Annotated in this window: 12 protein-coding genes; 10 read left to right on the top strand and 2 right to left on the bottom strand. The window is 75.7% G+C overall.

All coding sequences use genetic code 11. The features are described from left to right. The first annotated feature begins 4 nt into the window (after positions 1 to 4). From ACZ6X9_RS23720 to ACZ6X9_RS23755, 8 genes are all read left to right on the top strand, one after another. Positions 5 to 1078: a GHMP family kinase ATP-binding protein gene (locus ACZ6X9_RS23720; protein WP_469780001.1), complete on the top strand. Its 1074-nt coding sequence runs from the start codon at positions 5 to 7 to the stop codon at positions 1076 to 1078. Continuing rightward, positions 1075 to 1743 carry a class I SAM-dependent methyltransferase gene (locus ACZ6X9_RS23725; RefSeq protein WP_469780002.1) on the top strand — a complete coding sequence of 223 codons (669 nt, stop codon included), beginning with the start codon at positions 1075 to 1077 and terminating at the stop codon, positions 1741 to 1743. Before ACZ6X9_RS23720 ends, ACZ6X9_RS23725 begins: the two co-directional genes overlap by 4 nt. 1 nt (position 1744) lies before the next feature. Continuing rightward, positions 1745 to 4141 (top strand): pyridoxal phosphate-dependent decarboxylase family protein, encoded by a 2397-nt coding sequence (locus tag ACZ6X9_RS23730; RefSeq protein ID WP_469780003.1) that lies wholly within the window; start codon positions 1745 to 1747, stop codon positions 4139 to 4141. Then, complete coding sequence (locus tag ACZ6X9_RS23735) at positions 4138 to 5688, top strand: hypothetical protein (protein ID WP_469780004.1); 1551 nt, start codon at positions 4138 to 4140, stop codon at positions 5686 to 5688. The genes ACZ6X9_RS23730 and ACZ6X9_RS23735 overlap by 4 nt, the downstream gene beginning before the upstream one ends. A 209-nt stretch (positions 5689 to 5897) precedes the next feature. Next, positions 5898 to 7001, top strand: coding sequence for a hypothetical protein (locus tag ACZ6X9_RS23740; protein ID WP_469780005.1), 1104 nt, complete (start codon positions 5898 to 5900; stop codon positions 6999 to 7001). Continuing rightward, positions 6998 to 8014, top strand: coding sequence for an ABC transporter ATP-binding protein (locus tag ACZ6X9_RS23745; protein WP_469780006.1), 1017 nt, complete (start codon positions 6998 to 7000; stop codon positions 8012 to 8014). Before ACZ6X9_RS23740 ends, ACZ6X9_RS23745 begins: the two co-directional genes overlap by 4 nt. Then, on the top strand, positions 8011 to 8829 hold the full coding sequence (locus ACZ6X9_RS23750) for an ABC transporter permease (protein ID WP_469780007.1): 819 nt from the start codon (positions 8011 to 8013) through the stop codon (positions 8827 to 8829). The genes ACZ6X9_RS23745 and ACZ6X9_RS23750 overlap by 4 nt, the downstream gene beginning before the upstream one ends. Positions 8830 to 8834: 5 nt before the next feature. After that, positions 8835 to 9665 (top strand): ABC transporter permease, encoded by an 831-nt coding sequence (locus ACZ6X9_RS23755; protein WP_469780008.1) that lies wholly within the window; start codon positions 8835 to 8837, stop codon positions 9663 to 9665. Positions 9666 to 9752: 87 nt separating this feature from the next. On the opposite strand, the gene ACZ6X9_RS23760 is transcribed toward ACZ6X9_RS23755, so the two are convergent. Both ACZ6X9_RS23760 and ACZ6X9_RS23765 read right to left on the bottom strand, forming a co-directional pair. After that, positions 9753 to 12209, bottom strand: coding sequence for an FtsX-like permease family protein (locus ACZ6X9_RS23760; RefSeq protein WP_469780009.1), 2457 nt, complete (start codon positions 12207 to 12209; stop codon positions 9753 to 9755). Further along, positions 12203 to 12952, bottom strand: coding sequence for an ABC transporter ATP-binding protein (locus ACZ6X9_RS23765; protein ID WP_469780010.1), 750 nt, complete (start codon positions 12950 to 12952; stop codon positions 12203 to 12205). Before ACZ6X9_RS23765 ends, ACZ6X9_RS23760 begins: the two co-directional genes overlap by 7 nt. Before the next feature lie 156 nt (positions 12953 to 13108). Here ACZ6X9_RS23765 and ACZ6X9_RS23770 point away from each other — a divergent pair, with 156 nt between their 5' ends. Both ACZ6X9_RS23770 and ACZ6X9_RS23775 read left to right on the top strand, forming a co-directional pair. After that, positions 13109 to 14407, top strand: a complete 1299-nt coding sequence (locus tag ACZ6X9_RS23770) for a sensor histidine kinase (RefSeq protein ID WP_469780011.1) — start codon at positions 13109 to 13111, stop codon at positions 14405 to 14407. Then, complete coding sequence (locus tag ACZ6X9_RS23775; protein WP_469780067.1) at positions 14407 to 15039, top strand: response regulator transcription factor; 633 nt, start codon at positions 14407 to 14409, stop codon at positions 15037 to 15039. The genes ACZ6X9_RS23770 and ACZ6X9_RS23775 overlap by 1 nt, the downstream gene beginning before the upstream one ends. Positions 15040 to 15059: the final 20 nt, after the last annotated feature.

Genomic DNA, 15059 nt, shown 5'->3' on the forward strand with positions numbered 1-15059 from the left:
CCCCATGTTCGCACCGTTCGCGCCCGGCACCGTGCACCACCCGCTGACCGCGCCCGTCGGCCCCCTGACCCCCGCCACGGAGGTCCGCCTCCGCTACCCCACCCGGCTCAACGCGATGGCACTGCACCCCGGGGCCGTCGCCGAGGACAACCACCTCGTCTACGACGCCGGTGAGCTCGTCTTCTCCGTCGCCCGCTTCCATCACGTCCGGGTGCGGCGCCGGGAGCCCGGCACGGGTCTGACCCTGCACCCCTCCGTGACCCGCCCGGACCTCGTCGCGCACGCGGCCCGCATCATGTGCGCCGCGCTCGGCGTGGCCTGTGACCTCGAAGTCGCCGTCGAGAGCGACCCGTTGCCCGTCCACGCCGGGTTCGGGTCCAGCAGCAGCCTGATCGCCGCGGTCGCCGCCGCCGTCAACCACCTGTACGGCCGGCCCGTCGACCGAGCCGACCTGCTGCCGTACCTGACCGCCAACCACGGGGAGGAACACGGGAGTCTGCCCGGGATGCTGACGCCGGTGCAGTGCATCGGCGGGTCGGCCGCCTCGGGGCTGTACCCGGGCGGCATCCAGGTCGTCGCGGGCCGCAGCACCGTGGTGCTGACCGTGGACGTCCCCGACGACTTGTCGCTCGTCATCGGGGTGCCGCGGGGTCGCGAGGAGCAGCCGACCGACGCGCTGATGGCCGCCGAGATCGCCCACTTCGACCGCTTCCGCGCCACCGGGGAACGCTGGTCGCCCACCATCGCCTTCCGCATGCTGCACGAGGCGATGCCCGCTGCGCTCCGGGGCGACCTGGGCCCGCTCGGCTCGCTGGTCTTCGACTACCGGTTCCGGATGGGCAGCATCGAGAACTGCTCCTTCTCCCACCCGGGCCTGACCGGACTGGCCCGGGAGCTGGAGCCGCTGTGGGACGGGAAGGCCGTGCCCGTGCTGGCGCTGTCCTCGGTGGGCCCGGCGTTCTTCGCCCTGACGAGCGACCCGGTTCGGTGCGCGGACCGCTTCGCCGCGCTCGACATGGAGGTCGTGCACGCGCGGCCGCACAACGGCACCTACGAGGAGACGGGGCTGACCCGATGACCGAGACGACCACCGCCGCCGCCCGCGCGGCCGCCTACTGGAACGCGCCGGACACCGTCGAGGCGTTCCGTGCCCTGCCCGTCCAGCCCTACCTGACCGAGCTGCTGGAGAGCGTGCCGGTCGCGGGGCCCGCCCTCGATCTGGGCTGCGGGGGCGGCCGCAACACCCTGGCCCTGCTCGACCGGGGCTACGACGTGGTCGCCGTGGACCTGCACCAGGGCATGGTCGCCGCCACCCGGGCCCGTACCGCCGGCCACCCGGCGGGCCGCGTCACGGTCCGCGAGGGCGCCGCCCACGCGCTGCCCTGCCCGGACGCGTCCTTCGCGCTGGTCGTGTGCTACGGCGTGCTGCACAACGCCGTGGACCGGGACCAGTGGGCGACGGCGGTCGGTGAGATCGCCCGCGTCCTGCGCCCGGGCGGGCTGCTGGCCCTGAACACCTTCACCTCCGACACCCTGGACCCGGCGCTGCGGCCGGGCGGCGCCCCGGGCCGGTACCTGCTGCCGGACGGGGTCCCGATGACGCTGCTGCCCCACGAGGAGGTCCTGGCCGCGTTCGCCGCGGCGGGGCTGCGCCCCGACGGGGAGACCCACACCTACGTACGGATGCTCGACGTCGGGCCGCGGGCCGTGCTGCGCTGCGTGCTGCGCCGGGAGGGGGACTGACGTGCCCGACCTGGACGACGGCTCCACCGAGACCGACCCCTTCCCCGAACACCCGCTGCCCGAGCACGAGTTGCGCGAGCGGCTCGACGCCCGGCTGGCCGAGGTGCCGGGCTGGCACTCCCCCGGTGACCCGGTGCGGCTCGGGTTCGCGATGACCGCGCCGCACCCGCTCGCGCTCGACGCCCTGGACCGGTTCACCGCGCGCAACGCCAACAACGTCGGAGTGCACACCCGGTTCGGCGCCGGCACCCACGGCACCCGCCGCCTGGAGCGCGAGGCGGTCCTCGCGCTCGGCGGGCTGCTGCGCGCCGACGCCGTCGACGGCTACGTCACCGGCGGCGCCAACGAGGGCACCCTGGCCGGGCTGCGCATCGGCCGCAACGCGCTGCGCGCGGCCGGCGCCCGCGACGTGGTGGTCCTCGCGTCCACGCTGACCCACCACTCCGTGGCCAAGGCGGCCGAGATCCTCGACGTGGAGCTGCGCCTGTGCCCGGCGGGCCCGTCCTGGCTGCTGGAGCCGGAGACGGTCCGGGCCGAACTGGCGGCACTGGCCGAGCGCCCGGACCGCACCGGGGTGATCGTCGTATCCACCGCCGGGTACTACAACACCGGTCTGGTCGACCCCGTCGACCGCATCGGCGACGTGCTGCGCGAGCACGCCGCGTCCGGTGGCGGTCTGGCACTGTTCCACCACGTGGACGCCGCCCACGGCGGGATGATCCTGCCCTTCACCGACCCGGACGCCGCCTTCGACTTCCGGCACCCCTTCGTCCACTCCGTCGTGCTGGACCCGCACAAGTCCGGTCTTATGCCCTACAGTTGCGGCGTCTTCCTGTGCCGCAAGGGCCTGCTCGGGCACGGGGCCGTGCCCGCGCCGATGTCGGGCTTCGTGGACGAGACCATCACCGGCTCGCGTTCCGGCGCCATGGCGGCGGCCCTGTGGTCGCTGGTGTTCGGGGTGGCGGCGGAGGGCTACCGGGACGTGTTCCGCGCGTCCCTGGCCGTGCGCGACCGGCTGGCCGGCGCGATCCGCGCCGCCGACCCGGACGCCGTCCTGCTGCCGGCGCCGGGCAACCCGGTGCTGGTGGCGGGCTTCTCCCGGGACGGCGGCCGGCTGCCGTCCGAACTCGCGTCCCGGTACCGGCTGGTGGGCAACAAGCTGCCCTGGACCAACCCGGACGGCCGCGTCGGGGAGCGGCTGTTCCACCACTTCTACGCGATGCCGCACCTGACGCGCGAGCACGTCGACGAGTTCCGCGCCGCCCTCGTGGCGGCGCTGGAGCCCCGGCCCGAGCCCGCCGCCCCGGCCGGCCGCCGCCCCGCCCCCGACCTGCCCGACGCGCTGCGGAACCTGCGGCGCGACAGCGTCTGCCTGCGGCACGTCGTGGTGCACCCGCCGGGCCGCCGCGATCCCGACGGCCACCCGCACGCCTACTCGTTCCACACCTTCCAGGACCGCGCCGGACTCGGCGAGGAGCTGCGCGCCCGCCCCTGGACGGGCGACGGGGGCCACTCCGGCCTGTACGTCTACGCGCCCGACCTCGACGCGCCGTTCGCCAACGAGCTGTTCGGGGTGACCGACCCCGAGCGGTACGCGCTGGAGGTGCTCGACCGCAACCAGCAGAAGCTGTCCCTCGTCGGTGCCGCCCACTTCGCCCTGTTCGGCCCGGAGCGCCGCACCCCCGACCGGCCGCTCCTGCTGGCCAACTTCCACGCCGACGGCGTCCTGCGGTCCGTCGAGTACAAGTACGGCGACCGCCGGCTGGCCGACGAGGTGCAGGTGTTCGCCGACGCCCTGGTGGTGAAGGTCGGCAAGGACGGACGCAGCGTGCGTCGCACGGGGGACGACTACTCGTTCTCACTGGACACCTCGCTGGAGCTGCGGGTGCGGCTGACGGACGACGACGCCCCGCCGCGGGTCCTGCGGGTCGCCCGGCACGCCGACCCCGCGCTGCCGCGCCGCCGCCATCTGCTGCGCGGGCAGTACCACCGCTTCCCCAACCGGTTCTTCGACGTCGTCGCGGAGGTGAGCGTCGGCCGGCGCTTCCGGGGCACGGTGACCGACGAGCGACTGGGTCTGCATGATGGGCGGTTGCTGGCGCGGTCCGCCGGGTGGGGTCTGGTCCGGGTGGAACCGTCGTTCGCGGACGGTGTCCTGGAGGTGCGGCTGACGGCCGTCGGCGGCATCGAGGGCCGCGTCTTCCGGGTGCCGCTCGGCCTGGGCGCGCGGCTGACCGCCCTGCTGCCCGGCGTCCCCGTCGGCGACCCCGAGCGGCTGGACCCCGCCGAGGTGGTCGCCTGGGCCGCCCGGCTGCACCCGGTCGCCGACGCCCTGCGGGAGGCGGCCCTCACCCGCGACGGGCTCCGGTCGCTGTCCGCGCCCGGGGTGCCGTCGTGACGGCCGCCGCCCTGACCGTCCTGTGGGGCGTCCTGCTGTGGGGCGCGGCGCTCAGCACCCGCGCCGCGCTGACGGCCCGCGCGCTGGACCGCCGGCGCCTGCCGGGGGAAACGGTCCCGGCCGGGTCCGCGCCGCACGTGGTGCTGCTGATCCCCGCGCTGCGCGAGCAGGAGCTGCTCGGCGAGGTGGTGCGCGCGGCGGCCTCGCTGGCGTACCCGCCGGGCCTGCTGCACCTCGTCGTCGTCACCACCGAGCGCGAGGAGCGCGACAAGCGGGCGGCGGCGGACCGGCTGCCGGCGCTGGCCGCCGCCCTCGCCGGAGCCGCTCCCGAGGACGCCGCCGCCCGCCTCGCCGGACTCGTGCCCTCGGGACGGGCCGCCGGGATCGCCCGGCGCACCCGCGCCTCCGCCGACCCGGCGGGCACGCTGCGCGCCGAGGTCGAGGCCGTACCGACCACGCGGGAGGTCGCCGACGACCTGCTGCCCCGGATCGCCGCCGAGTACCCCGGCGTCGGCCTGCACCACCTCCACTACACGGCCGAGGGAGCCAAGAGCGGCCAACTGGTGCACGCCGTCGAACGGTTGGGAACACTGCTGCCGGCGGACGCCGACCCGGCCTCCACCTACGTCGGGCTGTACGACGCCGACTCCCAGCCCGACCGCACCACCCTGCTGCACCTGGCCGCGGCCGCCACCCGCGGTGACGGCCCGCCGCCCGACCTCGTCCAGCAACTCCCGCTCCAGCTCCGCCGTCCCACGGCCGCCCGCCCGGGGGCGGCCGACGTGCTGCTGCGCGCGCACGCCCTGGCGGACCTGCGCCGCCGCGCCGGTGTGGAGGCCCACCGGATCCTGGCCCGCGCCCGGCTCCGCTCCGCGCGTCTGCCCGCGGCCGTGACGGCCGTCGCGGAACCGGTGGTGTACGGGGTCGGCGCCGGCCTCTTCGTCCGGCACGACACGCTCGTGGCCATCGGCATGTACGAGGAGCCGGTCGACGACCTCCTCGTCGGCTACAAGCTGTCGGCCGCGGGCGCGTCCATGGACGTCCTGCCGGTGTTCAACCTCGTGGACCGCTACGCCACCGTCTCCGCGCTCTCCCGGGCCTACGCGCTGGTGGCCCACGGCAGTCTGGCCGGCTGCCGCCGGCTGCTGACCGACCCGGCGCTGCGCGCCCACGGGCCGCGCAACACCGCGGTCCTGGTCAAGGAGGGCCTGGACACGCTGTGGTGGTTCGCCGGCCCGGCCGTCGTCCTGGGCGCCGCCGCCACGCTCGCCGTCCGGGGCGCCCACGCGGCGCTGCTCACTTGGGCCGCCGCGGCGCTCGCGTACGGCGCCGCGCACGCCGTGTGGTGCGTACGGCAGGCGGACCGCCGGCTCCGCGCCCACCGGGGCGCCGACGCCCGCGCCGAGCCTCCCGGCGGCCTCCCGGGCCGCGCCGCCCTGTACCCGGCCTTCCTCGTACAGCCGTTACTGCACTGGGCGGGCCCGGTCCGGCACACGGTCCGGCTGCTGCGCGGCGGGCCCGTGACCCACGGCAAGACCGAGCGCTGACCGCCGCGGAACCCGCCACCGGCACTCCGCGCCGGAACCTCGGCCACCTGGGCGTCGCCTCCGGGCCGGCCTCCGGGCCGGCCTCCGGGCCGGCTCCCGGAAGGCGCCCCGAGCTCCCGTGGCCGGCACCTCCGAACAGGCCGAAGCCCCAAGCCCCCGGCGAACCCCCGAGCCCCACCACCGGCACCACCCACGAGAGAGTCCCGAGCATGACACCCACTCCTCCCCCCGTCCGCCTGTCCGCCGCGATCATGGCCCATCCGAGCCGGGAGGCCGCGGCGCGCCGACTGGGCGAGGCCCACCCCGCCCTCGCCGCACGCGTCGTCACCGACCCGGACCCGCAGGGCCCGCCGTCCGCGCTGCGCACCGCGCGCCGCGCCTGGCGGGCGGTGGCGCCGGGCGCCACCCACCACCTGGTGCTCCAGGACGACGCGCTGCTCTCCCCCGGGTTCGCCGGCACGGCCGCCGCGCTGGCCGCGGCCCGGCCGGAGCACTCCGTCAGCCTGTTCACCGAGTGGGGCTCGCGGACGGCGAACGCGGTGCGCGCGGCGGCCCTGCTCGGGTACGCCTGGGCGCCGGTCGTCGACGACTACCTGCCGTCCGTCGCCCTCGTCCTGCCGGCGCCGCTCGCGCTCGGCTTCGAGGAGTACGCGGCGAAGGCGGCGGCGGACGCCACCGACGACGTCACGCTGCTGGACTACCTGCGGGGCGTGGAGAAGGTGGTGCCCGTCGCGGGCCCCGTCGACCACGCCAACCCGCCGAGCCTCGTCGGCAACGACGTGATGGGCCCGCGCAGTGCCGCCTGCCCGGCGTCCTTCGACGGTGCGGGCACGGACGGCCCGACGCTGCCCGCCATGCCGGCGGTCCCGTACTTCTGCTGGTGGGAGCAGCTCGCGGTGGTCTACGTCCGGGACGCGGCGGCGCCGGACGGGTGGCGCCGCGTCCCCGCCGAGGAGGCCCTGGCGGAACGCGGCATCCCCCGGGAGCGGGTGGTCACGGCCCTGCGCGAGGAGCTGGCGGCGCTGCCGCACCGGGAGTTCGTCCACGACCGGGTCAGCGACGTGCTGCTCGCCGAGGTGTGGACCACGGCCTACACGCTCGGCGTGGTCACCCGCGAGCTCGGCGGGGAGCCCGACCCCGGGCGGCCCGCCGCCCGCGCCGCGCTCGCCACGCTCGCGCCGGGCGCGCTGCGGCGCGTGGTGCCGGTGCGGTGGCTGCCGGCCGTCGGCGCACTGCTGACCCCGCTGGTCCGGGCGGCGGTGCTGCGCGGCGCCGCGGACGCGCCCGCGCCCGGCGCCGAGGGCGCGCGGTGACCGGCTCCGGACCTGCCGCCGGCGGGCCCGTCATCGAGGTCACCGGCGTCACCAAGACCTTCCGCGCCTGGGACCGCGCGTCCGCCCGTACGCTGCGGCACCCGCTGCGCCGCCGGCGGGAGCGGCGCGCGGTCGCGCTCAGCGACGTCGAACTGCGCGTGGGACAAGGCGAGTTCATCGGCCTCCTGGGGCGGAACGGCGCCGGCAAATCTACGCTGATCAAGCTGATGACGGGCCTGCTGCTGCCCGAGTCGGGCACGGTTCGGGTGTGCGGCCTGGACCCGTACGCCGACCGGGAGGCCAACGCCCGCAACATGGGCGTCACGTTCGGCCAGCGCACCCAGTTGTGGTGGGACCTGCCCGCGCGGGACTCGTTCGCCATCCTGCGCGACATCCACGGACTGGCCGCACCGGCCTGGCGGGCCACGCTGGCCGAACTGGACGACGTACTGGCCCTGTCCGCCTTCTGGGACACGCCGGTGCGCTTCCTGTCGCTGGGCCAGCGGGTGCGCTGCGACCTGGCCGCCGCGCTGCTGCACCGCCCCCGGGTGCTCTTCCTCGACGAGCCCACCATCGGCCTGGACGTCCTGGTCAAGGACCAGGTGCGGGAGCTGCTGACCCGACTGGCCGGCACCGGCGACCACTGTGTGGTCCTCACCACGCACGACATGGCGGAGGTCGAGGCCCTGTGCCGGCGCATCGTCGTCATCGACCACGGCCGCCTCGTCCACGACGGCCCCCGCGACCGGCTGCCCGGGACGGACGCGGAACCCGCCTTCGTGGTCGAGTTCGACGGCCCGCCGCCCGCCCTCGACCTGCTGACCGCCGAGGTCGTCTCCCGGGAGGGCGCGACGGTACGGGTCCGTCCGCTGCCCGGCGGCGACCGGGCGCGGGTGACCGCCGAGCTGCTCGCCGCCCACCCCGTGCGCTCCGTCGTGTACGAGGGCACGACGGCGGAGGACGTCCTGCGTCACCTCCAGGGGAGCGCCCCGGCACCGCGGGCGGGCCGATGAACCCGGAGCACTCCGCCCCGCGCGCCCACAAACTGCTGTTCCTGGTGCCACGCACGGAATGGGCGTACCGGCCGCGGGTCGCCGTCACCGCTTTCGTCATCGTCACGCAGGTCTTCCTCTACGTGCTGCTGTGGCGGGCGCTGTACGCGTCGAGCGGCGCGCCGGTCGTCGGCCTCGACGAGCGACAGGCCGTCACGTACTCGGTGCTCGCCACGCTGCTCGGCACCGGGCGCGTGGTCATGGAGGGGGCCTCCCAGGAGACCGCGCAGAGCAAGATCCGTGACGGGTCGGTGGTGTTCTGGTTCGTCCGCCCGCTGTCCGCCCGCCGCTACTGCGCCTGGCGGGGCGCGGGCGAGAGCCTGTACGCCACGCTGTGGCTGCTGGCCGGCCTCGCGGTGGGCGCGGCCTGCGGCCTGGTGGCGCTGCCGCCGTCGTGGGCGGCGCTCGCGGTGACGGTCCCGTCGTACGTCCTGGGCCAGGTGCTGCTCTACCAGATCGGGCTGCTGGTGGACCTGACGAGCTTCTGGACCGTCACCAGCTTCGGCGTCAACCGGCTGGCGGCCTTCGCCCAACTCCTGCTGTCCGGCGGGCTGGTGCCGCTGTGGTTCTTCCCCGGCTGGTTCCGCGAGACCGCCGGGCACCTGCCGTTCGCCGCCACCGTCAACGTGCCCGTGTCCCTGTACACCGGCCGCCTCACCCCGGCCGAGAGCTGGCCCTACCTGGCCGAGGCGGCCCTGTGGTGCGTCGCGCTCGCCCTGCTCGGCCGCCTGGTGTGGCGACGGGCGGCCCGCCGGCTCCTGGTCCTGGGAGGCTGACCGCGATGACCACGCACCCTCCCCTCGCCGCGGCGCCCGTGGGCCGGCTGCGCCTGGCGGCCGTCATCCTGCGCGCCGGGCTGCGCAGTCAGCTCGCCAACCGCGCGGACTTCGCGATGGCCGTCGCCAACGGCGTCACGTACCAGATCACCGTGCTGCTGTTCGCGTCGGTCATCTTCAGCCGCTTCCCGTCCCTGGGCGGCTGGAGCCTCGGGGAAATCCTGCTGATCAGCAGCATCCGCATGCTGGGGCACGGGCTGTACATGCTGTTCTTCGGCAACCTCGGCCTGCTGCCGCACCTGCTGCGCGAGGGCCGCTTCGAGGCCTTCCGCACCCGCCCCGCTCCCGTCCTGTTGCAGGTGTTCACCTACGAGGCGCCGATCAACGCGCTGGGCGACCTGGTGGTGGCCGTCGCCTCGCTCGGCGTCTGCCTGTCCCTCGTGGACGTCACCTGGACACCCGCGGCCGTCCTCTTCCTCGCCCTCGCGGTCGTATCGGCGACGGCCCTCGAACTGGCGCTCAACCTCCATATCGCGGCACTCGTCCTCCGCTTCCGCGGCAGCGAGTCCCTGTTCTTCTGGCTCGACAACACGGCGGCCAACTTCGGCAATTACCCGCTGTCGGTCTTCCCGGCGGCACTCCAGGCGGCGTTCACCTTCGGCGTGCCCATCGCCTTCGCCGGCTACTACCCGGCGGCCTGGCTCACGGGCCACGCGTCCACGGTCCCCTTCACCCCCCTCCTCGTCCACCTCTCCCCCGCCGTGGCCCTCCTGCTCCTCCTCTCCGCCCGCACCGCCTGGCGCGCGGGCCTCGCCTGGTACGCCCGCAACGGCTGACGCGGCACCCCTGTCGCGTCACGGCCGGCCTCCCCCGCGGGGGCCGGCCGGCACGACGGCGGCCCCGCACGGAACGGGACCGGGAGATCACCATGGCGCCCCCGCCGACCCCACCGCCCCTCGGCGCAGGGAGAATCCGGCCGTGACGACGGCCGGGATCACGGCGAGCACGGCGCAGGCACCCGTGGCCGCCGCGAGCACCGCCCACGGCATCTCCACCGGTGCCCGCACCGAGAGCAGGGCCAGCGCACCCCACATGCCCGCCAGGTCGAGCCCGGCGACCAGCGTTCCCAGCACCCCGCCGACCAGGGTCACCGCCAGTGCCTCGGCGCCCACCAGCCGCAGCACCTGCCACCTGGTGGCACCGGCCAGCCGGAGCGCGGCCAGTTCACGGTCCCGGTCGGACGTCGCCATGACCATGGTGTTGGCCAGGGAGATGCCCGTGTAGACGAGGGCGATCCCGAGCACCAGGAAGAGGCCCGCCCGGGTCGTCCGGTCGGTCTCCGGGGACACCGCCTGCACCCAGGCGTCCCCGGTGCGCACCTCCCCGCCCGACGCCCGCGTCGCCCGGCGCAGTCCGGCGGCCACGGCGTCCCCGTCGGCGCCGGCGGTGAGGCGGACGTCGACCCGGTCGACGGGGGCCCCGGGGGCGTTGCGCGGGGTGACGTAGACGCCGTTGTCCCCGGTGCCGCTGCTCATGACCGCGGCGATCCGCAGGGACTTGCTCGTGCCGTCGCCGAGCCACACGTCCACCCGTTCGCCCACCGTGTGCCGTTCCCACTCCTCGTTGACGATGATCGAGCCGTCGTCCAGGTCGCCCGGCTTCCCCTCGGTGACGGGGAGCCGGGTCGTCGCGGCGAGCGGTCCGGGGTCGACGGCCCGGGCGTCCGACCTGACGAGCGCAGCTCCGTCCTCCAGGACGTACACGGCGCTCGTCGCGCTCGCCGCGATCTCGGTGCCCGGTACGGCTCGCAGCCGCCGCAGCGTCGCCGCGTCGAAGCCGGGGTCGCGCGCCGGGGTGACGACGAAGTCGGCGGCCGTCCGCGCCCGCACCTCGGCGGCCTTCGCCGCGCCGACGGTCGCGGTGGCGCCGAGCAGGGAGCCCGCCAGGGCGACCGTGACCAGGACAGGTGCCGCGACGGCGGCGGTGCGGCGCACCCCGGCCGACGCGTTCTCGCGCACCAGCATCCCGCCCGCCCCCGGCAGCCGGGCGGGCAGCCAGGTGACCAGCCGGGTCAGGGGACGCACCAGCGCCGGCGCGAGCAAGGCGGCCGCGGTGATCAGCAGCAGGGGCCGGCTCACGTAGGTCTTGCGCCGCAACAGGTCGCCGGGGTCCGTCAGCAGGGCGAGGCACAGCGTCACCACGGCGGCGGCCAGCAGGGCCACGCCGGGCAGCCGACGTCCCCATGTCATGGGCCGGGTGTCGACGGACGCCTCGCGGAGCGCCTCGGCGGGCCCGGTGCGCCCGGCCCGCCACGCCGCGGCCAGCGCGCCGCACAGGGCCACGCACAGGCCTGTCCAGAAGGCGAGTTGGTACGGCCAGAAGAAGTCGCCGACGGTGAACCAGCGGGGCGCGAGGCGTTCGTCGACCGCCCGGGCGGCGAGCCGGGGAGCCACACGGGAACCGAGCGCACAGCCGGCGGCCGAAGCGACCACCCCGACCACGAGTGCCTCGGCGACGACCAGGCGGCGGAGCTGTCCCGGCGTCGCCCCGGCGGTGCGCAGCAGCCCGAACTCGCGGCGCCGCCGGGCGACCGCGAACGCGAACGTCGAGGCCACCACGAACACCGATACGAACCCGGTCACGCCGCCGGCCGTGCCGAACAGTGCGATCATCGCGGCGCGGGCCTCGTCGTCCCGGTCGGGATCGGCGTCGGCGTACCGGCGCGCGCCGCCGGTGAGGACCCGGACGCCCTCGCTGCCCCGCACCACCGCGCGCACGGCCGCCGGGTCGGCGTCGACCACGAGCTGCGTGCTGCGCGGGACCAGTTCGGCGGCGCGGGCGTCAGTGAAGAACACCGGGTGCTCGAAGCCGCGTCCGGTCACGGTGCCCACGACGCGCACCGTGCCGGCGTCGGTCCGTATACGGGCGCCCGGACGGGCCCGGTCACCGCTGACGACGACCTCGTCCGCGGCGCGGGGCGCGCGTCCCGCCGCCAGCGCGTACGGAGCGAAGCGCGCGGTGGACCAGGGGTGCCCCACCAGACCGGCGGGCCCGCCCTCGGCCCGCACGGGGAACGACCGGTCCTCCACGACGGTCCCGAGGTTCCGCAGCCCGGCGACGACGGCGCCGGGCACAGGGCGCGGCTGCGCGAGCCTCCGCGTGCGGTCGCCGGCCGGGGTGGCCACCTTCAGGGTGTCCCGGCCCTTGACGACGACCGGTGCGGCGGCAAACCGCTCCGGGCCCCGGCCGGGAGCATCCCGTGCGGACGCCAGCACCAACCCCATCACAGTGATCAGCGCCACGCCCAGCGCGAGGGCGACGAAGCTGCCGGCGAAGGTGACCCAGCGGACGCGCAGGGTGTACAGCGCGGTCCTCAGCACGGCGCCGCCTCGAGCGTGGTCACGCGTGTCGCGATGTCCTCGGCGGAGGCGCCGGTCAGGTCGCCGTCGACCCGGCCGTCCACGAGGAAGACGACACGGTCGGCTCGGGAGGCGGCGACGGGGTCGTGGGTCACCATGACGACGGTCCGGCCGTCCCGCTCGACCATGCCGCGCAGCAGGGCCAGCACCTCGCGGCCTGTGCGGGAGTCGAGCGCGCCGGTCGGTTCGTCACCGAACAGCACGTCCGGGCGGGTGATCAGGGCACGGGCCAGGGCGACCCGTTGCTGCTGGCCGCCCGACAGCTCCGTGGGGCGGTGCCGGGCCCGGTCGCCCAGTCCCACCTGTTCGAGCGCCTCCCGTATCCGGGCCTTTTCCGGGCGGCGGCCGGCCAGCCGCAGCGGCAGGGCCACGTTCTGCTCGGCCGTCAGCGAGGGCAGCAGGTTGAACGCCTGGAACACGAAACCGACGCGCTCGCGGCGCAGCAGTGTCAGCCTGGTCTCGCTCAGCCCGGTCAGTTCGGTGCCGCTTACGGTGACCGAGCCGGAGGTGGGCCGGTCCAGGCCCGCGGCACACTGCAGCAGGGTCGACTTGCCGGATCCGGACGGTCCCATCACGGCGGTGAACGTCCCGCGCGGGAAGGCGAGCGTCACCCCGTCGAGGGCGGTGACGGACGTACCACCCGCGCCGTACCGCCGGGTCACGGATCGCAGTCGGATCGCGTCGTCGTTCCTGTGGTCGCCCATGGCACCCGCTCCTCGGCTCGTAGAGCCCCAACAAAACCGTGGAACCCGGGAGTACGCAGTACGGCCGGAACGAGACCTGGGGTAGGGCCAGGCCTACCCCGGGTACGGGCCCAGGGCCGATGGCACCGGCGGCACGGCCCGTCTACGGTCGTGCGCATGCACCCTCGGAACGTGTGGCAGGCCATGTCCCGGCCGGGCTTCCTGCTGTCGGCCTGGCCTTGGCGCTCCGCCGCGTACCTGCTCACCGGCGCGGTGACCGGCGTCGCCGTTCTGGTGGGGATGGTGGCGGCGGTGGTGGTCTGCGGCGTCCTCACCGTCGTCCTGGTGGGGCTGCCCCTGCTCGTCACGGTCGCGCTCGTGGGGGCCCCGGTGGCCTGGGTGGAGCGGCGCAGACTGCCCCTGGTCGACCACGGCCCGGCGCCCGGCCGGCACCGGTCGCCGGTCGCGCCGGGGCCGTGGGCCTGGCTGACCGCCCGGTTGCGCGCACCGGCGACCTGGCGGGAGTTCGGCCACGCGCTGCTGTTCGCCGTGCTGTTGTGGCCGGTCGACGCCCTGGTGGTCGCGTGCGCGCTGCTCCTCCCCCTGTCCATGGTCGCCACGCCGCTGACGCTCGCCACGGTCGGCGGCGGCCGCGAGACGAAGGTGCTCAAGCAGTGGACGGTCACCACCTGGCCGGCCGCGTACGGTGTCGCCGTGCTCGGCCTGCTCCTCCTGGGCCTGTGCTGCTACGTGCTCGGCGTCGCGGCCGGTGCCCGCGCCGGCCTTGCCCGGCTGCTGCTCTCCTCCCGCGAGGGCGAACTGGGCGCCAGGGTGGTGGAGCTGACCCGTTCCCGCTCGCGCCTGGTGGACGCCTTCGAGGCGGAACGGCGCCGTATCGAGCGTGATCTGCACGATGGAGCGCAGCAGCGGCTGGTGGCTCTGACGATGATCCTCGGCCTGGCCCGGCTGGACGTGCCGCCCGGCCCCCTCGCCGACCAGCTCGCCAAGGCCCACGACGAAGCGGGCCGGGTGCTGGCGGAGTTGCGTGAACTCATCCACGGCATCCACCCCAAGGTCCTCGCGGACTACGGCCTGGAGGCCGCCGTGGCCGACGCCGCGGACCGCTCCGCGATCCCGGTCGACGTCGACCTCGATCTGCCGGGGCGGCTGCCCCAGGCGGTCGAGTCCGCGGCGTACTTCGTGGTCTGCGAGTCGCTCGCCAACGTGGCCCGGCACAGCGGTGCCCAACGCGCCGAGGTGCGCGGATGCCACCGTGACGGCCGCCTGGTCCTCCGGGTGCGCGACGACGGCCGGGGCGGCGCGGAACCCTCGGCGGGCAGCGGGCTCACCGGACTCGCGGACCGGGTGTCGGCGCTCGATGGCAGACTGGCCCTGTCCAGCCCGCCCGGCGGACCGACCCTGATCCTTGTGGAGTTCCCGTGCGAGTCGACAGCAGCGGACGGCCTCTCCGGGTAGTGCTCGCCGAGGACAGCGTGCTGCTGCGGGAAGGGCTTGTCGGCCTGCTCGGCCGCTGCGGCAACGAGGTGGTGGCGGCCGTCGGGGACGCGGAGTCCCTGGTCGCCGCGGTCGCGCGGCACGCCCCCGACATCGTGGTGACGGACGTGCGCATGCCGCCCGGTTTCCGGGACGAGGGCCTGCACGCGGCGGTGCGGCTGCGCGAGGAGCGGCCCACTCTGCCGGTTCTCGTCCTCAGTCAGTACGTGCAGCGGGCCTACGCCGCCGAACTCCTGGACTCGGGTGACGGTTCGGGCGTCGGCTACCTGCTCAAGGACCGCGTCGGCCGGGTCGGGGAGTTCCTCGACGCGTTGCGGGAGGTCGCGGACGGCGGGACGGTGATCGACCCTGAGGTGGTGCGCCAGTTGCTGCGCCGCCGCCGCGATCCGCTGGAACGGCTCACGCCGCGCGAGCGCGAGGTGCTGGCGCTGGTCGCGGAGGGCAAGTCCAACGGCGCGGTCGCCAGGGAGCTCGTGGTGTCCGAGGCCGCGATCGGCAAGCACATCGGCAGCATCCTCACCAAGCTGGACCTGCCCCCGGCGGAGGAGACCCATCGCCGGGTGCTGGCCGTCCTCGCCTATCTGCGGGCCTGACCGGCGACACGGGCCCCGGT

It is taken from the genome of Streptomyces sp. NPDC052910 (assembly GCF_055585605.1).

Excerpts from the sequence above, each read along its gene's own strand:
- ACZ6X9_RS23755 (WP_469780008.1), top strand. The coding sequence starts at position 8,835 with ATGACCACGCACCCTCCCCTCGCCGCGGCGCCCGTGGGCCGGCTGCGC.
- ACZ6X9_RS23765 (WP_469780010.1), bottom strand. The coding sequence starts at position 12,952 with ATGGGCGACCACAGGAACGACGACGCGATCCGACTGCGATCCGTGACC.
- ACZ6X9_RS23770 (WP_469780011.1), top strand. The coding sequence starts at position 13,109 with ATGCACCCTCGGAACGTGTGGCAGGCCATGTCCCGGCCGGGCTTCCTG.
- ACZ6X9_RS23740 (WP_469780005.1), top strand. The coding sequence starts at position 5,898 with ATGACACCCACTCCTCCCCCCGTCCGCCTGTCCGCCGCGATCATGGCC.
- ACZ6X9_RS23725 (WP_469780002.1), top strand. The coding sequence starts at position 1,075 with ATGACCGAGACGACCACCGCCGCCGCCCGCGCGGCCGCCTACTGGAAC.
- ACZ6X9_RS23750 (WP_469780007.1), top strand. The coding sequence starts at position 8,011 with ATGAACCCGGAGCACTCCGCCCCGCGCGCCCACAAACTGCTGTTCCTG.
- ACZ6X9_RS23720 (WP_469780001.1), top strand. The coding sequence starts at position 5 with ATGTTCGCACCGTTCGCGCCCGGCACCGTGCACCACCCGCTGACCGCG.